Origin of the sequence: Vibrio aquaticus (genome assembly GCF_003970385.1) — a bacterium.
Lineage (GTDB): Bacteria > Pseudomonadota > Gammaproteobacteria > Enterobacterales > Vibrionaceae > Vibrio > Vibrio aquaticus.
In genome coordinates this window covers 170,615-196,767 of record NZ_RXZH01000004.1, presented here as the reverse complement: position 1 = coordinate 196,767, position 26,153 = coordinate 170,615, and the positions used below count along the sequence as shown (strand labels likewise).

The 26,153-nt window shown below is 45.2% G+C and carries 26 protein-coding genes and 1 tRNA gene; 24 read left to right on the top strand and 3 right to left on the bottom strand.

Annotated elements, in window-relative coordinates; translation table 11 throughout:
* The first annotated feature begins 4 nt into the window (after window positions 1-4).
* Window positions 5-2,467, top strand: coding sequence for a trimethylamine-N-oxide reductase TorA (torA, locus tag EJ063_RS11610; RefSeq protein ID WP_126574444.1), 2,463 nt, complete (start codon window positions 5-7; stop codon window positions 2,465-2,467).
* Window positions 2,468-2,558: 91 nt separating this feature from the next.
* Here torA and EJ063_RS11605 read toward each other — a convergent pair whose 3' ends face one another.
* Window positions 2,559-3,293 (bottom strand): substrate-binding periplasmic protein, encoded by a 735-nt coding sequence (locus tag EJ063_RS11605; protein ID WP_244225183.1) that lies wholly within the window; start codon window positions 3,291-3,293, stop codon window positions 2,559-2,561.
* A 390-nt stretch (window positions 3,294-3,683) separates the two neighbouring features.
* Between EJ063_RS11605 and EJ063_RS11600 the strand changes: the two genes are divergently transcribed.
* The 18 genes from EJ063_RS11600 to EJ063_RS11515 all read left to right on the top strand — a co-directional run bounded on the left by EJ063_RS11600 (window position 3,684) and on the right by EJ063_RS11515 (window position 20,501).
* A complete protein-coding gene (locus tag EJ063_RS11600) occupies window positions 3,684-4,694 on the top strand; it encodes a porin (protein ID WP_126574442.1) in 1,011 nt (336 codons plus the stop codon).
* 243 nt (window positions 4,695-4,937) lie between these two features.
* Window positions 4,938-6,677, top strand: coding sequence for a glycoside hydrolase family 36 protein (locus tag EJ063_RS11595; RefSeq protein WP_126574441.1), 1,740 nt, complete (start codon window positions 4,938-4,940; stop codon window positions 6,675-6,677).
* Window positions 6,678-6,730: 53 nt separating this feature from the next.
* Window positions 6,731-7,252, top strand: coding sequence for a crossover junction endodeoxyribonuclease RuvC (ruvC, locus tag EJ063_RS11590; RefSeq protein ID WP_126574440.1), 522 nt, complete (start codon window positions 6,731-6,733; stop codon window positions 7,250-7,252).
* Between the two features lie 143 nt (window positions 7,253-7,395).
* On the top strand, window positions 7,396-8,013 hold the full coding sequence (gene ruvA / locus EJ063_RS11585; RefSeq protein ID WP_126574439.1) for a Holliday junction branch migration protein RuvA: 618 nt from the start codon (window positions 7,396-7,398) through the stop codon (window positions 8,011-8,013).
* An 11-nt stretch (window positions 8,014-8,024) separates the two neighbouring features.
* On the top strand, window positions 8,025-9,032 hold the full coding sequence (ruvB, locus tag EJ063_RS11580; protein ID WP_126574438.1) for a Holliday junction branch migration DNA helicase RuvB: 1,008 nt from the start codon (window positions 8,025-8,027) through the stop codon (window positions 9,030-9,032).
* 460 nt (window positions 9,033-9,492) lie between these two features.
* Window positions 9,493-11,079: a cytochrome ubiquinol oxidase subunit I gene (gene cydA, locus EJ063_RS11575; RefSeq protein WP_126574437.1), complete on the top strand. Its 1,587-nt coding sequence runs from the start codon at window positions 9,493-9,495 to the stop codon at window positions 11,077-11,079.
* A 13-nt stretch (window positions 11,080-11,092) separates the two neighbouring features.
* Window positions 11,093-12,229: a cytochrome d ubiquinol oxidase subunit II gene (cydB, locus tag EJ063_RS11570; RefSeq protein WP_126574436.1), complete on the top strand. Its 1,137-nt coding sequence runs from the start codon at window positions 11,093-11,095 to the stop codon at window positions 12,227-12,229.
* Window positions 12,230-12,241: 12 nt separating this feature from the next.
* Window positions 12,242-12,349: a cytochrome bd-I oxidase subunit CydX gene (gene cydX, locus EJ063_RS11565; RefSeq protein WP_000270284.1), complete on the top strand. Its 108-nt coding sequence runs from the start codon at window positions 12,242-12,244 to the stop codon at window positions 12,347-12,349.
* Window positions 12,342-12,644: a cyd operon protein YbgE gene (gene ybgE / locus EJ063_RS11560; RefSeq protein WP_126574435.1), complete on the top strand. Its 303-nt coding sequence runs from the start codon at window positions 12,342-12,344 to the stop codon at window positions 12,642-12,644. The genes cydX and ybgE overlap by 8 nt, the downstream gene beginning before the upstream one ends.
* 164 nt (window positions 12,645-12,808) lie before the next feature.
* A complete protein-coding gene (gene ybgC / locus EJ063_RS11555) occupies window positions 12,809-13,228 on the top strand; it encodes a tol-pal system-associated acyl-CoA thioesterase (RefSeq protein WP_126574434.1) in 420 nt (139 codons plus the stop codon).
* A complete protein-coding gene (gene tolQ / locus EJ063_RS11550) occupies window positions 13,218-13,916 on the top strand; it encodes a protein TolQ (protein WP_126574433.1) in 699 nt (232 codons plus the stop codon). Before ybgC ends, tolQ begins: the two co-directional genes overlap by 11 nt.
* Before the next feature lie 5 nt (window positions 13,917-13,921).
* Window positions 13,922-14,365: an ExbD/TolR family protein gene (locus EJ063_RS11545; protein ID WP_126574432.1), complete on the top strand. Its 444-nt coding sequence runs from the start codon at window positions 13,922-13,924 to the stop codon at window positions 14,363-14,365.
* A gap of 12 nt (window positions 14,366-14,377) precedes the next feature.
* Complete coding sequence (gene tolA, locus EJ063_RS11540; protein WP_126574431.1) at window positions 14,378-15,448, top strand: cell envelope integrity protein TolA; 1,071 nt, start codon at window positions 14,378-14,380, stop codon at window positions 15,446-15,448.
* 37 nt (window positions 15,449-15,485) lie between these two features.
* The gene (gene tolB, locus EJ063_RS11535) at window positions 15,486-16,811 is read left to right on the top strand and encodes a Tol-Pal system beta propeller repeat protein TolB (protein WP_439333288.1); all 1,326 of its coding nucleotides are present in this window, start codon (window positions 15,486-15,488) and stop codon (window positions 16,809-16,811) included.
* Between the two features lie 34 nt (window positions 16,812-16,845).
* Window positions 16,846-17,373: a peptidoglycan-associated lipoprotein Pal gene (gene pal / locus EJ063_RS11530; RefSeq protein WP_126574429.1), complete on the top strand. Its 528-nt coding sequence runs from the start codon at window positions 16,846-16,848 to the stop codon at window positions 17,371-17,373.
* Window positions 17,374-17,388: 15 nt separating this feature from the next.
* Complete coding sequence (ybgF, locus tag EJ063_RS11525; protein WP_126574428.1) at window positions 17,389-18,159, top strand: tol-pal system protein YbgF; 771 nt, start codon at window positions 17,389-17,391, stop codon at window positions 18,157-18,159.
* A 138-nt stretch (window positions 18,160-18,297) separates the two neighbouring features.
* A complete protein-coding gene (gene nadA / locus EJ063_RS11520) occupies window positions 18,298-19,359 on the top strand; it encodes a quinolinate synthase NadA (protein WP_126574427.1) in 1,062 nt (353 codons plus the stop codon).
* Between the two features lie 98 nt (window positions 19,360-19,457).
* The gene (locus tag EJ063_RS11515; RefSeq protein WP_126574426.1) at window positions 19,458-20,501 is read left to right on the top strand and encodes a potassium channel family protein; all 1,044 of its coding nucleotides are present in this window, start codon (window positions 19,458-19,460) and stop codon (window positions 20,499-20,501) included.
* A 53-nt stretch (window positions 20,502-20,554) separates the two neighbouring features.
* Here the strand turns inward: EJ063_RS11515 and EJ063_RS11510 are convergent, their stop codons facing one another.
* Complete coding sequence (locus EJ063_RS11510) at window positions 20,555-21,124, bottom strand: UPF0149 family protein (RefSeq protein ID WP_126574425.1); 570 nt, start codon at window positions 21,122-21,124, stop codon at window positions 20,555-20,557.
* A gap of 129 nt (window positions 21,125-21,253) precedes the next feature.
* Between EJ063_RS11510 and EJ063_RS11505 the strand changes: the two genes are divergently transcribed.
* From EJ063_RS11505 to EJ063_RS11495, 3 genes are all read left to right on the top strand, one after another.
* Window positions 21,254-23,683: a hybrid sensor histidine kinase/response regulator gene (locus EJ063_RS11505; RefSeq protein ID WP_126574424.1), complete on the top strand. Its 2,430-nt coding sequence runs from the start codon at window positions 21,254-21,256 to the stop codon at window positions 23,681-23,683.
* Window positions 23,684-23,905: 222 nt separating this feature from the next.
* A complete protein-coding gene (locus EJ063_RS11500; protein ID WP_126574423.1) occupies window positions 23,906-24,355 on the top strand; it encodes an L-alanine exporter AlaE in 450 nt (149 codons plus the stop codon).
* Between the two features lie 183 nt (window positions 24,356-24,538).
* A tRNA-Ser gene (locus tag EJ063_RS11495) sits at window positions 24,539-24,626 on the top strand.
* A gap of 130 nt (window positions 24,627-24,756) precedes the next feature.
* Here the strand turns inward: EJ063_RS11495 and EJ063_RS11490 are convergent.
* On the bottom strand, window positions 24,757-25,254 hold the full coding sequence (locus EJ063_RS11490; protein ID WP_279630378.1) for a lecithin retinol acyltransferase family protein: 498 nt from the start codon (window positions 25,252-25,254) through the stop codon (window positions 24,757-24,759).
* 94 nt (window positions 25,255-25,348) lie between these two features.
* Between EJ063_RS11490 and EJ063_RS11485 the strand changes: the two genes are divergently transcribed.
* Both EJ063_RS11485 and EJ063_RS11480 read left to right on the top strand, forming a co-directional pair.
* Complete coding sequence (locus EJ063_RS11485) at window positions 25,349-25,738, top strand: helix-turn-helix domain-containing protein (protein ID WP_126574421.1); 390 nt, start codon at window positions 25,349-25,351, stop codon at window positions 25,736-25,738.
* 183 nt (window positions 25,739-25,921) lie between these two features.
* Window positions 25,922-26,134, top strand: coding sequence for a helix-turn-helix domain-containing protein (locus EJ063_RS11480; protein ID WP_006712439.1), 213 nt, complete (start codon window positions 25,922-25,924; stop codon window positions 26,132-26,134).
* Window positions 26,135-26,153: the final 19 nt, after the last annotated feature.

The following is a 26,153-nucleotide window of genomic DNA, read 5'->3' as shown; positions in this document are numbered from 1 at the left end:
TTAAATGGCTATTTCACGAAGAAGTTTTCTTAAAGGTGTTGCAACAACTAGTGCAGCATCAGTAATCGGTCCAAGCTTATTGGCATCAGCGTCTGCAAGTGCAGCTGAGTCGACAGGGACTTGGAAGGTTTCAGGTTCACACTGGGGCGCGTTCCGCGCCCACATCTACGCGGGTAAAGTTCAAGAAATCAAAGCTATTGAACTAGATAAAAACCCAACAGAGATGTTGAACGGTATTAAAGGCATTATCTACAGCCCATCACGCGTTCGTTACCCAATGGTACGTCTAGATTGGCTGAAAAAGCACAAGTACAGCGCAGATACTCGCGGTGACAACCGTTTTATCCGTGTCACTTGGGATGAAGCACTTGACCTGTTCTACCGTGAACTAGAACGTGTTCAAAAAGATTACGGTCCATGGGCTCTGCACGCGGGTCAAACAGGTTGGAACCAGACTGGTGCATTCAACAACTGTACAGCTCACATGCAACGTGCTGTTGGTATGCATGGTAACTTCATCACTAAAGTGGGTGACTACTCAACAGGTGCTGGTCAAACTATCCTTCCTTACGTTCTAGGTTCAACAGAAGTATACGCACAAGGTACTTCTTGGTCTGAAATCCTAGAAAACGCAGACAACATCGTTCTTTGGGCAAACGACCCAGTGAAGAACCTGCAAGTAGGTTGGAACTGTGAAACGCACGAATCTTTTGACTACCTAGCTCAGCTAAAAGAGAAAGTAGCAAAAGGCGAGATCAACGTACTTTCTGTCGACCCAGTTAAGAACAAGACTCAGCGTTACCTAGAAAACGATCACTTGTACATCAACCCGCTAACAGACGTAGCATTCATGCTAGCTGTAGCGCACGTGCTGTACAACGAAGACCTATACGACAAGAAGTTCATCGAAACTTACTGTCTAGGCTTCAACGAGTTCATCCAGTACGTTCAGGGTGAGACGAAAGATAAAGTTGTTAAGACACCTGAATGGGCTGCTGAGATCTGTGGCGTTAAAGCTGACAAGATCCGCGAATTTGCTCGTATGCTTGTAAACGGTCGTACACAGATCCTGATGGGTTGGTGTATTCAGCGTCAAGAACACGGTGAGCAGCCTTACTGGGCAGCCGCAGTTGTTGCAGCAATGGTTGGTCAAATCGGTCTACCTGGCGGTGGTATCTCTTACGGTCACCACTACTCAAGTATCGGTGTTCCTTCTACTGGTTTTGCTGGCCCTGGTGGTTTCCCTCGTAACCTTGACCAAGGTATGAAGCCTAAATGGGACAACAACGACTTTAACGGTTACAGCCGCACAATCCCTGTTGCGCGTTGGATCGACTGTCTATTAGAACCAGGTAAAGAGATCCGTTACAACGGCGGTAAAGTGAAACTGCCTGACTTCAAGATGATGGTTATCTCGGGTAACAACCCTTGGCATCACCACCAAGATCGTAACCGCATGAAGAAAGCATTCAAGAAGCTTCAGACTGTGGTAACGGTTGAGTTTGCTTGGACTGCAACATGTCGTTTCTCTGATATCGTTCTTCCTGCTTGTACTCAGTGGGAACGTAACGACATCGACGTTTACGGTTCATACTCAAGCAAAGGTCTTATCGCGATGCACCGCTTAGTGGATCCTCTGTTCCAATCTAAGCCTGACTTCCAGATCATGAGTGAACTGACTCAACGCTTCGGCCGCCGTGATGAATACACACGTGGCATGAGCGAAATGGAGTGGATAGAAAGCCTGTACAACGATTGTCGTGCTTCGAATAAAGGTAAGTTCGAGATGCCAGAATTCAATGAGTTCTGGGAGCAGAGCGTACTAGACTTCGGTCAAGGTAAGCCTTGGGTTCGTCACGCTGACTTCCGTCAAGACCCAGAAATTAACCCACTGGGTACACCTTCTGGTTTCATCGAGATCACTTCTCGTAAGATCGGTCGTTACGGTTACGAACACTGTCAAGAACACCCAATGTGGTTCGAGAAATCAGAACGTTCACACGGTGGTCCTGGTTCTGACAAACACCCATACTGGCTGCAATCTTGTCACCCAGACAAGCGTCTGCACTCTCAGATGTGTGAATCAGAAGAGTTCCGCGCTACTTACGCTGTTCAAGGCCGTGAGCCTGTTTACATCAACCCAGTTGATGCGAAAGCGAAGGGCATTAAAGACGGTGACCTAGTACGCGTATTCAACGACCGTGGTCAGCTTCTTGCTGGTGCCGTGGTGACTGATAGCTACCCACGTGGCGTTATCCGTATTGAAGAAGGCGCGTGGTACGGCCCTCTGAATGAGAAAGAAGGCGCTATCTGTACGTACGGCGATCCAAACACGCTGACTCAAGATATCGGTTCTTCTGAACTTGCTCAGGCGACGTCTGCAAACACGTGTATCGTAGACTTCGAGAAGTTCACAGGCAAAGTACCGCCAGTGACTTCATTCGGTGGTCCAATCGAAGTCGCGTAATCTTCGACATGATATAAACAAAAACCAGCCTTCGGGCTGGTTTTTTTGTGTGCGTAGAAAATACCAATGAGGCAAGAGGATTACTCATGATTTAGTCAGAGTTAACCAAGCCATACTTGAGTTGCAGCTGTCGAACTTGCTCTGCTGGCAGGTTCCTAAAATAGAAATTAAGGCTATAGACAATCTGCTGCGCGATGGGGTGGTCTTTTCTAACGGCGGCGAAAAGTGGCGTGATGGTTAAAGGGATAGAGTGAACTTTGAAACGCTCCAGTGGCAAATTCATTTCTTTGATCATCCACCGCGCGACAAACTCATCGGTGACGAGAAGATCAGCCCGATGCGACAGCAATAAGCGTATGCTCGTTTCTAAGTTGTTAGACGCCACTTTAGTGATGTGTTTGTGGTTGAGCAGTTCTGGCGGGTACGCATAGTTATCGATTATCGCAATGCGCTTGCCACTTAAGCTTTCTAAATCCTTGTATTCAAACTCACTCCTGCCTTTAAGCGAAATCACGGATAGACGATTCACCATATACGGCTCGGTGAAGTAGTAGTGACGTTTTCGTTTGTCGTTCTTCCAAATCGCGATGATGACGTCATTCTTACCATAATAGGTTTCTTTTAACACGCGAGCCCAGGGCTTTTGCTCGTAATAAAATTGATATCCGGCATCGGCTAGCCCCATTGTCACGATATCGTGTGCGATACCTTTACCAATCGGGGAGTCCATAATGTAAGGAGCCCACTTACTTTGAGCTACTTTAAGCGGAGTTGCACTGACTCCCAAGCCTAACACAGAGCATGTTAAGCCCAGAAAAATTGCCAATAGCCACCTTTTAACGCCTTTGCTGCAAGCTTTATTCATCTTTTCAGTTTAGTTGATGATGTTTGATTCAATCATTTAATCGGTTGTTAATCACATTAGTCGGGTAGATGAGTTCATTTTCTCTGATAAATCTACCAATAACTATAATCGTTGCATTTTAGGTTTTTCTGACAATAGTTGTGATTTGCTTCTCTTTTTTGTGTTCATACAGCCTGTTCTGTGTTCGATTTTTATAAGTATTGATATTTAAGTGCGTTTTTCGTTCCTTTCAATTAGATCTCTTTTGATCATTTTATTTGTCAATTATTGGGTGTGGGAATAGTTTTCTCCACCAGAGCGAGCAGGTGGTATATGACGCTCATAAATAAAAATTTATAGGAACAAATAAAAATGAAAAAGACAGTATTAGCAGTAGCTCTTTCGCTTGTTGCAGGTTCTGCAATCGCAAACGACGTAAACCAAGACGCTTCTGAGCGTGCACGTGAGTCAATCATCGACCTAATCATGTCAGGCGACGAGTTCTCTGTTGGTGGTCAAGTAGCAGTAGGTGGTTACTATGCAGATGGTCGTTTTGAAAAAGATGAAAATGGTAACGACACTGATAAAAAACAGGAATTCTACAACGGTGGTGTAACAGGTTTTGACCTATTTGTTAACTACCAGAAAGGTAACGTACTAGGCCAATTCGCAGGTGAATTTGACCTAGCAGACAACTACTCTTCAATGGATGCATCTTTCACAGTTATCGATGCATGGGCTGGTTACAAAACTGGCTTTGGTGTGGCTTCTCTAGGTTACGCTAACGATTCAGCTCTAGACGCAGTAGACGGCGCAGCTGACCTAACAATCGAATTTGGTGCTTCTGCATCTGACGCTTCAGACGTTAACCAAGTCGTTAAGTTTGAAGGCATGAAAGAAGGCTTCAAATACGCAGTTTCTTACTACGGTGACCGTGAAGCAGACGCTTCTGGCCAGAAAGGTTTCAACGGTTACGTAGGTTTCCAAAACGAGCAGTTCCAAGTTAACGCTGGTTACGAAAACAACGACGAAGACAACAGCGCTGACGACATCGAAGAAATCATGCTTGTGAACGGTGTGGCTTACTTCGGCGAGTTTGCTATCGGCGCTAACGTTGCTCAACACGAGAAGTTCAACGGTCAAGATTCTCTGCTAGTGAGCACATCTGTTGGTTACACAATGGACAAACTATACCTAGCTGCGGGTTACGCAAACCAAGAAGCTTACGTTTCAAACGGTGTTGATTCTGAGTGGGTTAACTTCGGTGCGTCTTACCAAATCACTAACAAGCTATCTACTCTAGTAGACTTCAAAGTTGACATGTCTGATGACAACAACAACGATGATCTAGAAGCATTCTTCAAGGTTGCTTACGATTTCTAATAGAGTTTCAGGCTCTGAAATTACGGCCTACATGGTAGGCCGTTTATCATAAAAGCAGGAAGCTTAGCGCAATAATCCACTGCCTTTTTTGCCCTCCGGAGATGGAGGGCTTTTTCGTATCTATAGCTTTGTCATTTGGCTGGCAGAAACGTGATGAAGGTAACCCTTTGTGTTAATGAGTAAATAGACAACAAATAGACCGAGTGCTCTAATTGGTGCAATCGATATCGTTTAGGGTAGTGTATGTTTCAAACCGTTCAACTTGAGAACGAGCGAGAGCTTGTCATTAGCAACAGTGATCTTGCTTTTAGTGTTAATGAAAACGAAATCAGCTTTCGCTTTCGCGGTCTAACAAATCAGCCGATTGAAGAGAGCTACTTACTGTTTCAGACCGCCTTTGGTTTTGAACGCCAAGCGACCTTATTAGGCGACGGTTTTCAGATGTTAGCGCAAACAACAGGCAGCGCTGACCATCCTATCGATATTGGTCGATGCCCTGATAACAGTCCCGCATATCGAATTTACTCGTCTCAGCAGTCTAAACGCTATTACAACTACCTATTGGTAGAAGATTCATTAGGCTACGCTCTGTTTGGCTTTACGAGCTGTCATCGCTTTGCTGGGTATTTTACGGTCAATGACGACGATGGCCGCTTAACTATCAACGCTTACATCGATGGTGAAGGCACGTTGCCACAAGAGTGGGCCACCAATCAGCTAGAGTCCGTCGTTGCCTTGCGCGGTGAGTCTATGTCTGCGCTGTATGCTGAGTTTTGTGACCTTATCGCTCAACGTCATCCAGCCCGTCAAGGGGTTAGCCAGCCAGCACCGTTAGGTTGGTGTTCTTGGTATGCCTATTATGCTGACGTGAATGAGCAGGATATTCGAGATAACGTTGAGGTTATGCAGACATCGCTCAAACCTTTCGACTATGTACTTCTCGATGATGGATATCAAGCCTACATGGGAGACTGGCTTACCCCGTCAGACAAATTCCCATCAGGTATAAAAAGCGTGCTCGAAGGGATTAAGTCAAAGGGTAAGAGGCCTTCGATTTGGTTAGCCCCTTTCATTGCTCAGCCTGAGTCAGCCGTTTTCCAGCAACATCCAGAGTGGTTTGTGCGTGATGCCAATGGAGGTTTGTTAAAAGCCGAAGACATTACCTATGCAGGTTGGCGTTGTACGCCTTGGTATATGTTGGACATGACCCAGCCAGAGGTTCAAGAACATATCACAAATATTGTGAAGACAATGCGCGAAGAGTGGGGTGTAGAGCTGTTTAAGCTAGACGCCAATTACTGGGGAACATTGAAAGGTGTACGCAGTGAGTCTGGTGTTACAGGGGTTGAAGCCTATCGTCTAGGTATGCAAGCCATAGCGAAAGGGGCTGGGGATGCCTTGATCTTAGGTTGCAACGCGCCTATGTGGCCGTCACTGGGATTGGTCGATGCGATGCGAGTGTCTGATGATGTGGAACGCTGTGGCAGCCGATTTGAACAAATCGCCAAAGAAACGTTTTATCGCAGTTGGCAACATCGCAAGCTTTGGCAAATCGACCCAGATTGTGCCACGTTTGTCTCGTTAGCCAACCAGACGACAGACCGACATAACTATGAATTTCACCGAGATGTGCTGTTAGCCAGTGGCGGGCTGCTGCTATCAGGTGATCCACTGCCAGATCTCACGCCTTTTGCGAAGCGTAGTTTGTCCAAATTGTTAGTGAGGCACAAACATAGCCAAGAGTCAGCCCGCTTTACCGCATTAAACTTGCACCACGCATTTTTGCCTCTGACAGAACACAATGACTTGCATTGCTTGTTTAACTATCATCAGCCAAGCCGAGAAGTGACTCTGACGGCCAATTATCCAGTCTATTGGTACGATTACTGGACTGGTGACCGCTTGGTCGAGGAGCCAACACAAGTGATCGAAGTAAGTTTAGAATCTGGATTGTCGAGTCGAGCAATAATTACCTCGATATAGTCAGCCGTCTGCTTTACCATACGCTCTGAAGCAATCATCTTGATTAGGAATCAATGTCAGTCATTCTAGGTATCGACCCAGGCTCACGCATTACGGGGTATGGGGTTATCCGTCAAAACGGTCGTCATCTGCAATATATGGGCAGTGGCTGTATCCGCACTTCAGAAAAAGAACTCCCTGGGCGTCTTAAGCAAATCTATGCCGGAGTGTCTGAGATCATTACTCAGTTCCAGCCAGACGTTTTTGCCATAGAACAGGTCTTCATGGCGCGCAATGCAGATTCTGCTCTTAAGCTTGGTCAAGCTCGTGGCAGCGCAATTGTCGCAGCGGTAAACGCCGACCTCCCTGTGTACGAATACGCGGCCCGTTTGATCAAGCAAGCCGTAACTGGGACAGGTGGCGCCGACAAAGAACAAGTCCAGCACATGGTTCAGCAAATGCTCAAGCTGCCAGGAAAACCTCAAGCCGATGCGGCTGATGCGTTGGGCGTGGCGATTTGTCATGCCAATACCAATAAAACCTTGATTGCGATGGCAGGTAAGGCCACCAGTGCAAGACGTGGAAGATATCGATAAAGATAAGGAGCGATTAAGCTCCTTTTCTTTTGATGGATTTTCTTTTGCTGGCTTTTCTTTTCATGGATTGGGTTTTACTGGCTATCCATCCAGTTATTTATTATTATCTTCCTCAACTTGATATAGATAATAGGAACCTCACCGTGATTGGACGTTTACGCGGCATTCTCATTGAAAAACAACCACCAGAGCTACTGATTGAAGTCAATGGTATTGGCTATGAAGTGCAGATGCCAATGAGCTGCTTTTATGAGCTACCTAACATTGGTGAAGAAGCCATCATCTATACTCATTTCGTTGTCCGCGAAGATGCCCAACTTTTGTATGGTTTCAATACGGTCAAAGAACGTGCTTTGTTCCGTGAAGTGATCAAAGCCAATGGTGTCGGGCCAAAATTAGGCTTAGGCATTCTTTCAGGCATGACGGCAAGCCAATTTGTCGCCAGTGTCGAGCGTGAAGACGTGTCGACTCTAGTGAAATTACCGGGTGTTGGTAAAAAGACCGCAGAACGCCTTGTAGTAGAAATGAAAGACAGGCTGAAAGGGTGGGGCGCTGGTGACCTATTTACACCGTTTACCGATGCAGCTCCAGTGGATTCAGCACCTCAAAAATCACAAGAAAGTGCAGAAGAAGAGGCAGTAAGTGCATTACTTGCGCTCGGTTACAAGCCAACTCAAGCCTCTAAAGTGGTCTCTCAAGTTAAGAAAGCGGATATGACCAGTGAACAGCTGATCCGCGAAGCTTTAAAGTCGATGGTATAAAGGCATAAGTCATGATTGAAGCGGATCGATTAATCGCCCCAGATAACACAGTCTATAAAAAAGAAGAAGACGTTATAGACCGCGCTATTCGCCCTAAGAAGCTTGATGATTATAAAGGTCAGGACCATGTTCGTGATCAAATGGAGATCTTTATTAAAGCCGCGCAGCTTCGTAATGAGGCGCTCGATCACTTGTTGATTTTCGGTCCTCCGGGTTTGGGTAAAACCACATTGGCAAACATTGTGGCGAACGAAATGGACGTCAACATTCGCACTACGTCTGGCCCTGTACTGGAAAAAGCCGGCGATTTAGCGGCGCTGCTGACTAACCTTGAAGAAAATGATGTGCTCTTCATTGACGAAATTCACCGTCTTAGCCCAATGGTTGAAGAAGTCCTCTATCCTGCAATGGAAGACTACCAGCTTGATATCATGATTGGCGAAGGGCCAGCGGCTCGCTCGATCAAAATTGACCTTCCTCCTTTTACCCTGATTGGTGCGACGACACGAGCAGGCTCGTTGACGTCACCACTGCGCGACCGCTTTGGTATTACTCAGCGCTTGGAGTATTACAACATTCCAGATTTACAAAACATCGTTCAGCGCAGTGCCGATTGCCTTGGTTTGTCGATGGAATCTGAAGGGGCATTAGAGGTTGCAAGACGAGCACGTGGCACTCCACGTATTGCCAACCGTCTGCTTCGACGTGTACGTGACTACGCGGAAGTGAAAGGTAATGGCCATATCTGTGCTGAGGTTGCTGACAAAGCGCTAAACATGCTGGATGTCGATGCCCAAGGTTTCGATTACATGGATAGAAAGCTACTACTGGCGATCATGGAGAAGTTTGGTGGCGGTCCAGTTGGGTTAGACAACATGGCAGCCGCGATTGGTGAAGAGAAAGACACCATTGAAGATGTCCTTGAACCTTATCTGATTCAACAAGGCTACTTACAGCGTACGCCAAGAGGGCGAATTGCCACCGATCGAGCCTATCTTCATTTCGGAATTGAAAAATAAGTTTTCAGAAGCCTGCTAAAAATAGCAGGCTTTTTTATTTAGTGATCCAGATCACGCTGGGGGAAATTTATTACCACTTTGTAGGTAAATGAAAACAATGACTTGTTAAGTGGTTGTTTTGCATAAATACCTTACAAGCCTGCCTGATAACCTGAGGGTAACAAATTGCCCGATATTCGTTTGATATAGATCAATGTGATGAAAATCTAAACAGAAATGCCGCACAAAAGTTGATACAAATCAAAGCGAACTCTGCCTATAAACCTTTTGAAACAACCTGTTTTTAGCAGTAATATTAGGCCTAGCTATATTAGCTGATGCTTAACAATTAACTAACCGTTACGGTACATTTTTGCAACAGTACACCGTTATTTAATAACAATCATTGAAGTTGAATAACGACTGTTTATGCTGGCAAGGGTGTAATTAAAGTGTCTTCAGCCGACACATAGGAGTAATCATGATCGATGTTGTTGATCTATCGCGGTTGCAGTTTGCACTAACTGCGATGTATCACTTCCTCTTCGTACCTCTGACTCTAGGTATGGCATTCCTACTTGCCATTATGGAATCTTTGTACGTAATGACGGACAAGCAAATCTATAAGGACATGACAAAGTTCTGGGGTAAGCTTTTCGGTATTAACTTTGCACTTGGTGTGGCAACCGGCCTAACCATGGAATTCCAGTTCGGTACTAACTGGTCTTACTACTCTCACTACGTAGGTGACATATTCGGTGCACCTTTGGCGATTGAAGCCCTAGTAGCCTTCTTCTTAGAATCTACCTTCGTAGGTCTTTTCTTCTTTGGCTGGGATCGTCTATCTAAACGTCAACACCTTGTGGTTACATGGTTGGTTGCGCTAGGTTCAAACTTCTCAGCACTTTGGATTCTTGTAGCAAACGGCTGGATGCAAAACCCAGTGGGTGCAGAATTTAACTTCGAAACCATGCGTATGGAAATGGTGAGCTTCGCAGAAGTGGTACTAAACCCAGTTGCTCAGGTTAAATTCGTACACACAGTAGCATCAGGCTACACGACAGGCGCAATGTTTGTACTAGGCATCAGTTCATACTACCTATTAAAAGGTCGTGACATCGCATTCGCTCGTCGTTCATTTGCCATCGCTGCTTCATTCGGTATGGCGGCAATCCTTTCTGTAATCGTACTAGGTGATGAGTCTGGTTACGAGCTAGGTGAAGTTCAGAAAGTGAAACTGGCAGCAATCGAAGCGGAATGGCACACAGAACCAGCGCCTGCGGCATTCACTCTGTTTGGTGTTCCAAACCAAGAGACAATGCACACAGACTACGCAATCAAAATTCCTTACGTAATGGGTATCATTGCGACACGTTCATTCGACGAGCAAGTGACAGGTCTTCGTGATCTACGCGACGAGCACGTAGACCGTATCCGCACGGGTATGTACGCATACGAGCTACTAGAAAAGCTGCGTGCTGGCGATAAGTCAGAGCAGAACATGGCAGCGTTTGATGAAGTGAAAGGTGACCTAGGTTACGGCCTACTGCTTAAACGCTACACAGAAAACGTTGTTGATGCGACAGAAGAGCAAATCCAAGCGGCTGCGGATGATTCTATCCCAACAGTTTGGCCTCTATTCTGGTCATTCCGCATCATGGTTGCTTGTGGCTTCATCATGCTATTCGTATTCGGCGCGGCATTCGTTCAAACATGTCGTCAGAAGATCGAACAGAAACCTTGGATCCTAAAAGCAGCACTATTTAGTATCCCACTTCCTTGGATCGCAATCGAAGCAGGTTGGTTTGTTGCAGAGTATGGTCGTCAGCCGTGGGCAGTAGGTGAAATCCTACCAACACACGTTGCCGCATCTGCGCTAACTCTTGAGCAATTGTGGACATCACTATTTGCAATTATCGCACTGTACACAGTGTTCCTAATTGCAGAAGTTTACCTAATGCTTAAATTTGCACGTAAAGGTCCTAGCAGCCTGAAAACAGGTCGCTACCACTTCGAACAAGAAGCTAACTCTGTTGAAGACAAAGTCGGCCGTTCAGTCGAAGTATAAGTGAGGGAATATTATGTTTGATTACGAAATCTTACGACTTATTTGGTGGGTTCTGATTGGTGTTTTGCTAGTTGGATTCGCTGTAACTGACGGCTTTGATATGGGTGTGGCATCGCTTTCACCTGTTATCGGTAAAACGGATACAGAGCGTCGTATCATGCTAAACACGATTGCCCCTCACTGGGATGGCAACCAAGTTTGGCTAATCACTGCGGGTGGCGCGCTGTTTGCTGCGTGGCCATTGGTATACGCAACGTCGTTCTCTGGTTTCTACCTAGCAATGTACGTGACTCTAGCGGCGCTTTGGCTACGTCCACTGGCTCTAGATTACCGCTCTAAAATTGAAAACCCGAAATGGCGTAAAGCTTGGGACTACGCACTTTGCTTTAGCGGCACCGTGCCACCAGTCATCTTCGGTGTTGCATTTGGTAACCTACTTCAAGGGGTTCCATTTGAGCTAAACAACCTGCTGATGTCCGAGTACAAAGGAACATTCTTTGCACTGCTTAACCCATTTGCACTGTTGTGTGGCGTACTTAGCTTGATGCTATTCGTACTTCAAGGCGCAACTTGGCTACAGATGAAGACAACAGAAGCACTGCATGTCCGTGCTCGCGGCGTTGCACAAATCACTGGCCTGATTGCAGTCGCACTATTCATCGCTGGTGGTTTCTGGGTTCAGTCAATTGATGGTTACGTTATTACTAGCACAATCGACACATTCGCCGACTCAAACCCACTAAACAAAGAAGTGGCACTTGAAACTGGCGCTTGGCTGACTAACTTTGAAACGTACCCTGCGCTATGGGCGGCGCCTGCACTAGGTGTGGTAATGCCACTTCTAGCAGCGATCGCTTCTCGTTTTGAGCGTGGTGGTTTTGCATTCCTATTCTCAAGTCTTGCTAACGCTGGTGTTATCTTGACTGCAGGTTTTGCAATGTTCCCATTCGTAATGCCTTCAAGCCTCGTACCGAACCACAGCCTAACGATGTGGGATTCAACAGCAAGTGAACTGACACTTGGCCTGATGACAGCGGTTGCGGCGGTAATGGTACCTGTGATTCTTGCTTACACGACTTGGACTTACTACAAAATGTTCGGTCGCCTAGATAAGAAACACATCGAAGACAACGACGTTTCAGCTTACTAAGGAGTATTGACTATGTGGTATTTCGCATGGATTCTGGGTGTACTACTCGCTTGTGCATTCGGCATCATTAACGCTCTTTGGTTAGAGCACTCAGAAATGATGGATAAAGACAGTGAGTAATCTCGCTGAGCAGGTAGCCAAGCTGCATACACCGATTGATAAAGCACTGTTTCGTGCTTTATCACTGGTGCTGGGTTTTTACCATGTAGCGATGGTGATGTGGGATCCTGAGCTTTACTCAGAATCGATTGGTGGCTTCAATGCTGTTATTTCACCATTGCTGATTTGGGCGATCTGCTCAAGCATGGTGTTTGGCCTTGGCTTTAAACCACGAAACTGGTATTGGCAGGTTCTGTTCAGTCCATATTTCTCTTTAGCGATTCTTATTTATCTGACGGTATTAAGATTTATCTAGAGAGAAAGGAGTAAAACCTGCTCATTTCGTTTAAAAAAAGCGCGACTCACAGCCGAGTCGTGCTTTTTTTTGTTTCAAGCTTTGAAAACACTTAAATGACGCTTGCATAGATAGTAACGAGTTGCGTTATAGTATTCGTCTAAACAAATTACACGGACATTCACGTGCAGGAACAAACCGAGATTTTTGAGTGGCCAGTGACGGTTTATTATGAAGACACCGATGCTGGTGGTGTGGTTTATCACTCGAACTATTTAAAGTTTTTCGAACGCGCTAGAACCGAGCTACTTCGAACAATTGGTGTTTCACAACAGACACTTTTGGAACAAAACATCGGTTTTGTAGTCCGACACATGGACATTGATTTTTTACAAGGTGCACGTCTTGATGATCACCTTGTCGTTAAGACATCTATCGCAGAACTTAAAAAAGCCTCGCTTACTTTCTGTCAGGAGATCGTTAATCCTGTAGGACAAATATTGTGTAAGGCAATGGTTAAGGTAGCATGTATCGACAATAAGAAAATGAGGCCGAAAGCAATGCCTCAATCTATAGTTATGGAGTTAACACAAAGTGACCGCTGATATTTCGATGCTAGACCTGTTTTTGCAAGCTAGCTTACTTGTAAAAATGGTGATGCTGATTCTTCTAGGTATGTCTATCGTATCTTGGGCGATGATCATTAAACGCAGCAAAGTGCTATCTCAAGCTTCAAAAAACGCTGAAACGTTTGAAGACAAATTTTGGTCTGGCACCGACCTTTCTATCCTTTATCAAAATGCGAAAAAGCGTAAAGACGATTTAGCCGGAACAGAAGAAATCTTCTACTCAGGCTTTACCGAATTCGCACGCCTAAGAAAATCGAACGCAGATTCACCTGACTTCATTATGGAAGGCACTGGCCGAGCAATGCGTGTTTCTGTTGCTCGCGAAGTCGATGAACTTGAAACGAATCTTCCATTCCTAGCGACTGTGGGTTCTATCAGCCCGTATATCGGTCTATTTGGTACGGTTTGGGGCATCATGCATGCCTTTATTGCCCTTGGTGAAGTTAAGCAAGCCACACTGGCGATGGTTGCACCTGGTATCGCAGAAGCCCTAGTAGCAACAGCGATGGGCCTTTTTGCTGCAATTCCAGCGGTAATGGCTTACAACCGTCTAAGTAATAAAGTCGGCAAACTAGAGCACAACTACGCGACGTTCTCTGAAGAGTTTCATAGTATTTTGCACCGCCAAGCTATGGCCGGTCGTGACGCGACGGGTAAGGAATAGTTTTCATGGCAGGTTACCAACCTAAAAAGCGCAAAATGACGGCAGAAATCAACGTTGTTCCTTACATCGACGTTATGTTGGTTCTGTTGATCATTTTTATGGTGACATCCCCGTTTGTCACGCAAGGGGTTGAAGTCGAGTTGCCTGCTACCAAAACGGCAGTCTCAGCACAAGATATGGCGGGTGACAGCGACGCTAGTTTTATCATTGTTGAAATCGACAAAGATGGAAACCTAGGCCTGAGTGTCAACGATGAAGACATGATGCGCGGTGTTTCGTTACAAGACATCATTGTTCGAGTAAAAGCTGAGTTATCACTTAAGCCTGACTCACCTGTCGCTGTGGGCGGTGATGCCGCGACTCCGTATGCGGAAGTGGTGTTGGTATTGGATGAACTTAGTCGTGCGGGTATTCCTAAAGTAGGGCTACTGACAGACATAGAGGAATAGCGTTCGTCGTTCATGAAAGAGAAAAAAAGCAGAAAAAGCGATTATAAGAAGCCGATAGTAATATCAGCTTCTTTGCATGCGCTCTTGATCGTCACCTTGATTTGGGGAACCGACTTTACCATGTCGAAACCTGAACCTGTCGGGCGTATGGTGCAAGCGGTAGTGATTGATCCGAGTTTGGTCAAACAACAGGCACAACAGATTCGTCAGCAACGTGAACAAGCGGCTAAGAAAGAGCAAGATCGTTTAGACAAGTTGCGCCGAGAGAGCGAGCAGCTTGAGAAAAACCGCAAAGCTGAAGAAGAACGTATTCGTAAGCTAAAAGAACAGCAAGCGAAAGAAGCGAAAGCGGTTCGCGAAGCTGAAAAACAACGAATTGCCAAAGAGAAAGAACGCAAAGCAGAAGAGCAACGTGCCAAGAAAGAGAAAGAGCGCGCAGCCAAATTAGAAACTGAGCGTAAAGCGAAAGAGCAGGCGGTTAAAAAAGCTGAGCAAGAACGTTTAGCGAAAGAGGCGGCGATTGCGAAGGCAGAGCAACAACGTATTGAACGTGAAAAGGCTGCCAAAGCCGCCGAAGAAAAAGCCAAGCGTGAGCGTGAAGCTGCAGCGAAAGCGGAGAAAGAACGCATAGCTAAAGAGAAAGCGGCAAAAGAAGCGGCTGAAAAAGCACGTAAAGAGCAAGAGCGTTTAGAAAGGTTAGAGCGTGAACGCAAAGAACAGGAGGCAGCACTGAACGATATCTTTGCCGGCCTAGAGACTGAAGCGGAAGCGAACACCTCAGCACGTTCTAGCCACGTGACGAGCGAAGCTGATCGGTACGGTGCAATCTACACTCAGCTCATCCAGAAGAATCTCTTGCTGGAGGACAGCTTTAGGGGAAAGTCCTGCCGAGTTAACTTGCGTCTAATTCCAACGGGAGCAGACGCAATCGTCGGCAATCTTTCTGTGTTAGATGGTGATAGCCGCTTATGTGCCGCCACTAAACGAGCCGTTGCTCAAGTAAACAGTTTCCCACTGCCCAAAGATCCTGAAGTGGTAAACAAAGTTAAGAACATCAATTTAACGGTAGTACCAGAGTTATAAGGAACAGCTTGTGTTAAAGCGACTAATAATAGGATGTATGCTCACCATGTTGAGCGTGTTTCAAACAGCAAACGCTGCATTGGAACTAGTTATTACAGATGGTATCGATTCGGCTCGTCCTATCGCTATCGTGCCGTTTAAATGGGAAGGGCCAAACGCGCTTCCTGAAGATGTATCGAAGGTGATTGCCTCTGATCTACAGCGAAGTGGTAAGTTCAGCCCTGTGGCAACCAACAAAATGCCACAGACGCCATACAGCGAGTCTGAAATTGATTTTAATGCATGGACAGGTTTAGGCGTAGATGCGCTCGTAACCGGCTCGATTAGTCAAAATGCCGAAGGCAACTACGTGATCAACTATCAATTGGTTGATGTAGTGCGTGGTCAATTGACACAGGGTCAGAGCAAAGCGCTGAGTGATGATGGTCAATTGGTATTGTCGAAAGATCATGTCATCTTCAACAAACGTGCAACGGTACCGGGTAAACGTTTAAGAGAATATGCTCACCGAATCTCTGATTTAGTGTATGAAGCGTTAACCGGTGAAAAGGGCGCATTCTTAACTCGTATCGCTTACGTGGTTGTGAACGACAAAGATGCCTTTCCATACCAGCTTCGTGTTGCGGACTATGACGGCTATAACGAGCGTCTAGTGCTACGTTCTAAGCAGCCTTTAATGTCTCCTGCTTGGTCTCCTGATGGTCAGAAACTTGCCTATGTAAGCTTCCAGAATGGCCAAGCTGAAATCTTCATGATGAACATCTACACGGGCGAACGTGAAAAAGTTACTTCATACCCCCGTCATAATGGTGCGCCAAGATTCTCGCCAGATGGCAGTCAGTTAGCGCTGGTTCTTTCTAAGACAGGCAGCCTACAGGTTTACACATTAGATCTAAAAACACGCAAGTTAACCCAAATCACGCGTGGAAGATCGAACAATACGGAACCATTTTGGCATCCAGATGGTAAATCTCTGATCTTTACCTCTGATCGGGGTGGTAAACCTCAGATTTATCAAGTAGATTTGGCAAACAGTTCGACCCAGCGCCTAACTTGGCAAGGTAGCCAAAACTTAGGTGGACAGATTACCCCTGATGGTCGCTTCTTGGTGATGGTGAATCGCAGCAACAGTGGCTTTAATTTAGCCAAATTGGACTTAGAAACGGGCGCAATGCAGACCCTGACTAAGACGCTGCTTGATGAATCACCAAGCATCTCGCCAAACGGTGGTATGGTTATTTATAGCTCGATCTTCAATAAGACCAACGTTCTCTCTATGGTGTCTATTGATGGTCGCTTTAAAGCAAGATTACCAGCAACAAACGGTCGTGTTCGTGCACCTGCATGGTCACCATTTTTGTAGCAAGTAAGTATCAATAATAAAGGAAACGACAATAATGCAACTTAACAAGGTTCTTAAAGGGCTTCTAATCGCTCTACCAGTTCTAGCCGTTACTGCATGTAGCTCAAGCGATGACGCTGCAAATGCATCTGGTTCTACAGAAACTAACCAATCTCAAACAACTGACGGTACAGTAGTATCTCCAATCGATGAGAACAGCCTGCTAACTGAGCAAGAGCTTAAAGAGCAAGCGCTACGTGAAACTCAAACAATCTACTTCGCGTTTGATAACTCAACAATCGCTGGCGATTACGAAGAGATGCTAGCAGCACACGCAGCATACCTAAGCAAGAACCCAGCTCTTCAAGTGACTATCGAAGGTCACGCTGATGAGCGCGGTACTCCTGAGTACAACATCGCACTAGGTGAGCGTCGTGCAACAGCTGTTGCTAAATACCTACAAGCACTGGGTGTTCAAGCTGACCAAATCTCTATCGTAAGCTACGGTGAAGAGAAACCACTTCTTCTAGGCCAATCTGAAGATGTTTACGCTAAGAACCGCCGCGCAGTTCTAGTGTACTAATCAAGGGATTAGCCTATGTTCAGTAACCTTAAGCGCGTTGTTACGCTTACGTTACTGGCAAGTGCAGCGGGTCATGTACTCGCTGCACCAGCTCCAGTATCCGATCTAAGCGGTAGCGCAACTGCCTCTTCTTCATCTTCAGTTCGTGGAAGCGAAACTGATGTCCAGCGCTTAGAGCGCCTATTGGAAAACCGTAATCGTGTACAGTTGCAAATGCAGCAACAGTTAGACGATATGGCTCTAGAAATCAGCGAACTTCGTGGTCAGCTTGAAAAAAGCACTTACGATATGCAGCAGATGCTTCAACGCCAGCGTGAATTGTTTATTGAGTTAGACAAAGTTCGCAGCCAAGCGTCAACACCTGTTGTTCAAACACAAGACAAAGACCCAGAAGTGAAATCCAGCGGTACGTTCAGCTCGAATGCTAACGAGCAAACTGCTTACCAAAATGCCGTTGATTTGATTCTAAAGAAACGAGACTACACGGGTGCGATTGCCGCATTCCAGCAGTTTCAAAAAGATTACCCAGACTCAAGCTTTACTCCTAACTCGCATTATTGGCTAGGCCAGCTTTATTTCGCTAAGAAGCAAGATAAAGACGCCGTGAAGAGCTTTGCTGCTGTTATTGCATACAAAGACTCGAACAAACGTGCTGATGCGTTAGTTAAGCTTGGGGATATTGCTCAGCGCAATAACAACGCTGAACAAGCGAAAAAGTACTACCAACAAGTGGTCGATGAATATCCAAGCAGTGCCTCAGCTAAGTTAGCCAAAGGGCATTTGTGATTATCAAAGTCGATTGAAAAGAAGGAGCACTCAGGTGCTCCTTTTTTAATGGCCATCAAATTGGCTGTGAAACTAGCATCTACATTGTCGTTGGGGTTACAATACGCGGATTACTGGAAGTAGCGTAGCGCAAGAGCAATGAGCCACATATTAGATAAAATCGACACAGTTTACCCATTCCCACCAAAACCGGTCCCACTGTCAGAAGACGAAAAACAAGCGTATATCGCAAGCATCAAAAAGCTTCTGAAAGAAAAAGACGCGGTCTTGATCGCCCACTACTACACAGACCCTGAAATTCAGGCGTTGGCTGAAGAAACCGGTGGTTTTGTTGGTGACTCTTTAGAGATGGCCAAATTTGGTAACCGTCACCCAGCAAGCACATTGATCATCGGTGGTGTTCGCTTTATGGGTGAGTCAGCAAAAATTCTGACGCCCGAAAAAACCATTCTAATGCCAACCCTAGAAGCGGAATGTTCTCTAGACTTAGGTTGCCCAGCAGATAAATTCTCAGAGTTCTGTGATGCACACCCTGATCACACTGTTGTGGTTTATGCCAACACGTCAGCGGCAGTAAAAGCGCGTGCTGACTGGGTAGTAACCTCAAGCATTGCCCTAGAAATCGTAGAACACCTAGATGCTGAAGATAAGCCTATTATTTGGGGCCCTGACCGTCATTTAGGTTCATACATCTCGAACAAAACCGGTGCAGACATGCTGCTATGGCAAGGTGAGTGTATCGTTCACGATGAATTCTCTGCGGATGCTCTATGCAAGATGAAGTCGGTTTACCCTGACGCTGCAATTCTTGTTCACCCTGAATCACCAGCAAGTGTTGTAGAGCTGGCCGATGCAGTAGGTTCGACTAGCCAGCTCATTAAGGCGGCGAAAGAGCTTCCTCAGCAGAAGATGATTGTTGCAACAGACAAAGGCATCTTCTTTAAGATGCAGCAATTGGTTCCAGAGAAAGAACTCATCGAAGCGCCAACAGCTGGTGCAGGTGCAACGTGTCGTAGCTGTGCGCATTGTCCTTGGATGGCGATGAACGGCCTAAAAGCGATTGAAGCAGCACTGCGTGATGGTGGCAAAGAGCACGAAATCTTTGTTGATGAAGCGCTTCGTGTGAAGTCTCTGATTCCTTTGAATCGAATGTTAGATTTTGCCGAGCAACTGAATATGCAAGTTAAAGGCAATGCATAAATAGAGTGCTATCACAGTTCTGAAAGCCAACCATTTACGGTTGGCTTTTCTATTTTATAGCCTGAGCCCATTCAGGTTAATGGCGAATAAGGAACGTTATGACCCTTTGGTTATCTTTTAGAAAGTGGCTTAACTCTCATCTATTCAATCTGAGCAACCGCAATCTAGCCATATTAGTCTTGGTTTATATTGTCTTATCTTGGGTCATGCTCGCGTTAAGTGGTGAGCACTCGCTTACTTCAGAGCTATCTACCTTCGTTTATTTCTTGATGGTAACAGCGTCTACAGTAGGCTATGGCGATCATTCTCCCGAGACGGCCCTAGGTAAGTGGATTGTTATTTTGTTTGTTATCCCTGGTGGGTTGACTCTTTTTGCGGCATTGATAGGCCGCTTGGCGACGGGCGCAGTGGAATATTGGCGTGCAGGAATTTTAGGTAAACGGAGAGTGGGTGTGGAAGATCATATATTACTGTTAGGCTGGAATGGCCAACGTACAATGCATTTGATTCGTATGTTACAACACGAAGAAGAGGGCAAACGCCCAATCGTGTTGTGTAGCCGCTCTGATATTGAAAATCCGCTACCTGGTGAAATCGGGTTTGTGAAAGTAAACAGCTATACCGACTCACAAGAGATGGAGAAAGCGGCGATAGATAAAGCCAGCTGCATTGTTGTCGATAACCTAGAAGATGATATAACCCTCTCTGCAGCGCTATACAGTGCCAACGTTAACCCGCAAGCTCATCTGTTGGCTTACTTCAAAGATGAAGCTCTGAGTAACTTGTTGAACCAGCATTGCCCAAATGCAGAGTGTATCCCTGCTGTAGGGGCTGAGATGTTAGCAAAAGCGGCGGTCGATCCGGGCTCAAGTGCATTGCACCAAGAACTATTAGCCTCAACAAGAGGTATGACACAGTATTCGACCATTTACCCATCGACCTTAAGTCAGATTTCAGTCGAGCAAGCGTTTGACTTCATGAAAAGGCACTACCAAGCAACCTTAATCGCGTTAGATATTGGTAAGGGCATTGAGCTTAACCCTGAGCTTGAGCGAGACATTTTACCGGGTGCTAAGGTGTTCTATATTGCGGATGAACGGATTGATGATTTTGATTGGTCGGTAATAAAAACTGGCGCCTAAAAACAAAAAAAGCTCGCATTGAATAGGCGAGCTTTTTATTTAGATCGAGAAAATTACTCTTGCTCAGCCAACGTAACGCCACGCATGGTTAAACCACATAACATGGTTGGCATAGCGTTAAAGATCTCTTCAAACTGCTCTAGGCCTTCCACACCCTGCTCAGCTAACGTTGCAATAGACGTTTCTGGATCGTACAGCATGCTCAGTGACAAAATCACGCCACCTAGTAGGGCGCTGTCTTGAGTACCATCTGGCATGATGGTCTCCCAATCATCCCTTGCTAGTTGCCAACCTTGCAGTAGCCCTTCACAGAAATCACGCGTTTGAGCTGAAACAATATCTTCTTCATCAAGCGAACACCCTTCAGGCCATTGCCATACATTATCAAGTAGGGCAGGTCGGTATTGATTCCAAAGTGCGATGATGTGCTCAATGTAGGTTTCAAGTTGTTCGCCATCACCAAATGGAGCCACCTCTTCTCCGCCCCAAAGGAACGGTAGCCACTCTTCTGGTGGAAGGACATTCGGCGCTGCAGCCATTGCAGTAACGAAACCGTGAGTCTTTGCCTCATTGATCAACTTGCCTTCCAGTTCAGGCAGCGACAGAAGTTCTTGTAAAGTCAAAATAGACACCCTATTGCATTCAGGAGTTGTGATATGGGGCAATGGTAACAGTCAAGAGTTCATAGAAAAAGGTTGCTGCTCTGATAAATTCACTATAATTTTTTAGAAACAGTCAAAATTCAAAGATTTATGGATATACGCTCATCGTTAAAAAGAAAGAGTATTATTGCGCTGGCTATTTACTTAGCCGTCGCGGTAGGCCTGATCGGTACGACCAGCTATCTGGTTGTAGAGCCGCCAACACGTGAGCAACTCACCAAGAACCTCGATCTTAGAACGGAACTGATCTCTACTCAAATCAAAGAACCGATCAATAAATCTCTTGGTATCTTGCAAGGCGTTGTCAGTATCGGCAGTAACCATGAGTCACAAGAGCATCAAGCAGACTTACTTTATAAACTCTTTACCTTAGTGGATGATGTGACTGTCAGTGGTGGTTTGTGGCCAGTACCCTATTCAGTAGAAGAAGATGAAGCATTTACCAGCTTATTCTTTAACCGAGCAGACGACGGCTTGGTCGATCGTATCTATTCTTGGAACAACCCAGAATCTGGCGGCTATAACAACGAGCCCTGGTATAAATCGGTGGTTGATCAGCCTCAAGGTACCGTATCGTGGTCAGCGGTTTATATTGATGCCTTTACTCATGTCCAGATGATCACGGCTTCATCACCTTATTATATTGACGGTCAATTTTCAGGTGTTGCGACCGTTGATATCTCATTAGAATCCTTAGTTGATTTTGTTCACCGCCATGCGGAAGAGTACGATTTAGGGGTGATTCTTCGTGACGGGTACGGGGATATTATCACCGAGTACAATTTCCAATTAGCGGACAATATCTATATTAGTCAGAATGAATTTGGTGATTTTAATTGGAGCGTTGATGTTGTTAATGCGAAACGCTTAGTGGTCGAACAGGTGTATGACCTAGTGTCTAAAGTAGAGGCCGTGATTGTGCCGATGATGCTGGCGTTCGTAATGCTTGGCTATTTTCTGATTAATCGCTTCCTGATTTCACCTGTCGTTGTGATTGCGCAAAGCGTTCGTGAGTCTAAACAGGGCGGCAGTATCGAGCTCAGATACAACAGTAACGATGAGATCAAATACCTGATCGATTCGTTTAACCAAAAGACCGTCTACCTAGAAGAAGAAAAAGTCAAAGCTCAAGCCTCTACCAAAGCAAAAAGTGCTTTCTTAGCAACGCTCTCCCATGAAATCCGAACCCCAATGAATGGTGTGCTTGGTACTGCGCAGATTTTGCTCAAAACAGACTTGAGTGAAGAGCAGCGTAAGCACATGAAAACGCTCTATGAATCGGGCGAACACATGATGACCTTGCTCAATGAAATTCTCGATTTTTCTAAAGTGGAACAAGGCCGACTAGAGCTTGAGCGAGCACCATTCCCACTTGAAGCCATCATCGGCAGTATCAACAGTGTTTATTACACGCTTTGCTCTGAAAAAGGGTTGCAGTTCAAAGTCTATTCAGAGCTACCTGAAGGACGTTGGTATAAATGTGATAAAGCGCGCTTGCGTCAAATCCTCTTTAATCTACTGAACAACGCGGTCAAGTTTACCGCCCGCGGCCACGTAGAAGTGAGCTTTAGAGAAGAGGATCGCAACGGCTCGATCTACCTGATTATCAATGTACGTGATACCGGCATTGGGGTAGATAAAACGGCTCAAGAGAAGATCTTTAAACCTTTCGAGCAGGCGGAGTCTTCAACCACACGGCGTTTTGGCGGAACAGGCCTCGGGCTAGCGATTGTTAAACAACTGTGCGAACTCATGGATGGTGATATCACGATAAACAGTGAAGTGGGAGTGGGGTCTAACTTTGAAGTGTCCCTTAAAATGGAAGTAAGCGAGCCTATCACCTCGGATTTCCAAGAACACAAAAAGCTCGATTACCGAGGGCTCAATGTCCTGATTGTGGAAGACAACCGCACGAACACCATCATCTTAGATACCTTTATGACCAAGAAAGGCTTTCGCTGTGATTGCGTCGAGAATGGGCAGTTAGCCGTGAAAGCAGTGGAAACAGGCGACTACGATCTTGTATTGATGGATAACCACATGCCGGTTATGGATGGGGTTGAAGCCACAAGCGAGATTAGAAGCCTGTCAGGACCAAAAGCGAACATCTTAATTGTAGGGTGCACGGCTGACGTATTTAAAGATACGTGGAAGCGAATGCTGAGCTCTGGGGCGAACTACATTATCTCGAAGCCGGTAGATGAAACGGAGTTAGATGATGCGCTGCTAAGTCATTCGGCGATGCTGTATCAGTACAAAACACACTTGTTACAAGCTAACCCGGTTGAAGTGATTAATATTGAAGAGCCTCTCATGCTGTTTTTTGCCGCGATCGAAAATAATGATATTGGTGAGGCGACAAACCATTTCGAGCAGATACAACATCAGCTGCAAAGTGTTGAATCTGCGAGTATTATCAAAGCGCTTGCTTCCATTCGTCAACAATTAGATGTAGGGAAAATACCGGATTCAGAGCTTCTAGATCGATTGACGGTCGAAACGGCCGATTACTGTACTTAAATTACATAACCTGAGTGAATTGTGAGCTAAATCAATAAAAGTAGCGAATGCATCTAGATATTGAGTAGATTTTGGTTGTTTATTTACTACTTTAATTCAACTTTGAAACCTAAAACTAGATAATTAGTGATTTAATAGATTTATCAACTGGGCGTTTGGCTTGGTTGTAGGGATATATATTATCAATTTATTTAAAAGCTAGTTATTTGTTTTGGGTTTACAATGAAATCTCGCGGACCTTTCTGTATTCGTAATGCTGCTGCCGACACTTTTGCAATGGTCGTGTTCTGTTTTATCTCTGGCATGATCATTGAGATCTTCATTTCAGGGATGACGTTCGAACAGTCTTTAGCGTCACGAACCTTGTCTATCCCGGTTAATATCGCGATTGCCTTCCCATATGGCTTGTTCCGAGACTATGTGCTGCGCCAAGGAGCTCGTATTTCTGATACTGGCGTAATGAAGAACATCTCTGACCTTGTGGCTTACGTGCTGTTCCAATCTCCGGTTTATGCCGCCATTCTATTTACCGTCGGCGCGTCAACCGATCAGATCGTAACCGCAGTGACATCGAACGCAGTGGTATCTTGCGGTATGGGCGTGTTATACGGTTACTTCCTAGATATGTGCCGCAAGTGGTTCCGCGTTCCGGGCTACTACCAAGAAGCTTAGTTAATAGTTAAATAGAAACGTAGCCAAATAGACGCTGCGTTGAATAATTCATGATCGAATGAGTTAGTTAATAACCAATCGGTCAAACAAAGGCGCTTTTTTTAGGGAATAGGCTTGACCTAACCTAATAGAATCATTAAATTAGCGCCTCGTTGGTTAACGAAACCAACCACAATTTGATTCGGTGAGTTGTCCGAGTGGCTGAAGGAGCACGCCTGGAAAGTGTGTATACGGCAACGTATCGAGAGTTCGAATCTCTCACTCACCGCCACATTCTAGAAAAAGACGTCTTAGGGCGTCTTTTTTTGTATCTGTGAAACAGTGAGCAAATTGAGTAGTGATACATCGCATATTTAATGGCTCAAAAACTTAGGATTGTTGCTTTATTGCCGCGTTTTTTCTTATACAACACGATCGTATTTACGGGCCGCGTTGACAGCCATACATCCGATAAGACTACCAGTTAAAATATACAGCAAAGAGTTTTTCGATTGGTTGCAGTGAGCCAAAAGCAAACCTGCAACAGCGCCAAGCCCCGCCCCTTGTAACTGCTCACTTGAAGGTTTGCCATGTAGTACTGTAGAGACTAAATGCTCACAGTTATTATCTAACACGCCATATTTTCGAGCTTTCTTAATCAACTTCTCTGCTTGATTAAACAACTCATTTTTCTTTTCTTCACTTAGATGGGTTAAGACTACCTTGATTGGTTTGCCATTTGCGTACTCTTCTAAGGCACAAATTTCTACGTTGCCATCTGGAGAGTTGTGAAGTACTCGCCCTTTACCTAGGTAGATTCCGGCATGTTCTACCAGCAGCTTTGAACGATAAAGTAGGTCACCAATACTAAGATTACTATTCATAATTCCCTCTTTTTGATTTAAAGTATGTGTATCCAAAATTAATATTGAGATGCGTAAAACGTATATCAATGCATTTAAATTATACTATGCACTTAATTGATCAAGTGTTATTTAGTTATTGGTGGTAAAAATGCAAGATAAAATGGTTTCTTACTCATCGATTCTGGGTGTGGTCGTCGCGAATAAGCGCAAAGAACTAGGCATAGAGCAGAGCGTATTAGCTGAAAAAATGGGCCTCTCACAAGCTAGCTACAGTCGTTTGGAATCAGGAAAGTCAACATTCTCTGTTGATCAGATGTTTGAATGTGCTAAAGCTCTTGGTATTGCTCCAGACGAACTTTTTCATTCGGTTGTGAATACAGTTAACAATCTCAAGGAAAGTGAACAGGTGTCTGTTCAAGCTCAACCTAGAGGTAACGCAACAAAAGCTAAGTCTGAAGGGGGGAGCAATGTAGGTACTTTCATTGCGGGAGCTGCCTTAGGAGCATTAATAATTGGATTGGCTGGCAAGTCCAAATAAACGTAACGAATATCAAGGTTATTTCAGAAGGGGTAACGAAGCGTGAGCTTCATCGAATGACAAAACGCAATATTGAATTTTGAGGTCAAAAATTCAACTTCAAGTTAAATTTTTCAGCTTAAAGAAGAAACTTTGATAGAATCCTGCATTATCAAAAAGTCTCGCCACTATGGATAGGAAGACATGATCAAGTGCCACCTTGCCCGCATGATGGGGGAGAGAAAACTGAAAATTTCAGATGTCATTCGTGAAACTGGTTTGAGCCGAAATACTGTGACACTTCTGTATAAAGAAACAGCGCAAAAAGTGGACCTAGAAGCCATAGATAAGTTGTGCGTGCTATTTAACTGTCAAGTTGGTGAGCTTCTAGAGCAGTCACCAGGAAATGATCAATAAGAACAATAACGAAGGACTG

Bases quoted from the DNA above. Each gene is read 5' to 3' on its own strand.
- nadA (WP_126574427.1), top strand. From the start codon at position 18,298: ATGAGCCACATATTAGATAAAATCGACACAGTTTACCCATTCCCACCA.
- cydX (WP_000270284.1), top strand. From the start codon at position 12,242: ATGTGGTATTTCGCATGGATTCTGGGTGTACTACTCGCTTGTGCATTC.
- pal (WP_126574429.1), top strand. From the start codon at position 16,846: ATGCAACTTAACAAGGTTCTTAAAGGGCTTCTAATCGCTCTACCAGTT.
- tolA (WP_126574431.1), top strand. From the start codon at position 14,378: ATGAAAGAGAAAAAAAGCAGAAAAAGCGATTATAAGAAGCCGATAGTA.
- EJ063_RS11595 (WP_126574441.1), top strand. From the start codon at position 4,938: ATGTTTCAAACCGTTCAACTTGAGAACGAGCGAGAGCTTGTCATTAGC.
- torA (WP_126574444.1), top strand. From the start codon at position 5: ATGGCTATTTCACGAAGAAGTTTTCTTAAAGGTGTTGCAACAACTAGT.
- ybgF (WP_126574428.1), top strand. From the start codon at position 17,389: ATGTTCAGTAACCTTAAGCGCGTTGTTACGCTTACGTTACTGGCAAGT.
- EJ063_RS11505 (WP_126574424.1), top strand. From the start codon at position 21,254: ATGGATATACGCTCATCGTTAAAAAGAAAGAGTATTATTGCGCTGGCT.
- EJ063_RS11600 (WP_126574442.1), top strand. From the start codon at position 3,684: ATGAAAAAGACAGTATTAGCAGTAGCTCTTTCGCTTGTTGCAGGTTCT.
- EJ063_RS11500 (WP_126574423.1), top strand. From the start codon at position 23,906: ATGAAATCTCGCGGACCTTTCTGTATTCGTAATGCTGCTGCCGACACT.
- cydA (WP_126574437.1), top strand. From the start codon at position 9,493: ATGATCGATGTTGTTGATCTATCGCGGTTGCAGTTTGCACTAACTGCG.
- cydB (WP_126574436.1), top strand. From the start codon at position 11,093: ATGTTTGATTACGAAATCTTACGACTTATTTGGTGGGTTCTGATTGGT.
- EJ063_RS11485 (WP_126574421.1), top strand. From the start codon at position 25,349: ATGCAAGATAAAATGGTTTCTTACTCATCGATTCTGGGTGTGGTCGTC.
- EJ063_RS11545 (WP_126574432.1), top strand. From the start codon at position 13,922: ATGGCAGGTTACCAACCTAAAAAGCGCAAAATGACGGCAGAAATCAAC.
- EJ063_RS11480 (WP_006712439.1), top strand. From the start codon at position 25,922: ATGATCAAGTGCCACCTTGCCCGCATGATGGGGGAGAGAAAACTGAAA.
- EJ063_RS11515 (WP_126574426.1), top strand. From the start codon at position 19,458: ATGACCCTTTGGTTATCTTTTAGAAAGTGGCTTAACTCTCATCTATTC.
- ruvC (WP_126574440.1), top strand. From the start codon at position 6,731: ATGTCAGTCATTCTAGGTATCGACCCAGGCTCACGCATTACGGGGTAT.
- tolB (WP_439333288.1), top strand. From the start codon at position 15,486: ATGCTCACCATGTTGAGCGTGTTTCAAACAGCAAACGCTGCATTGGAA.
- ruvB (WP_126574438.1), top strand. From the start codon at position 8,025: ATGATTGAAGCGGATCGATTAATCGCCCCAGATAACACAGTCTATAAA.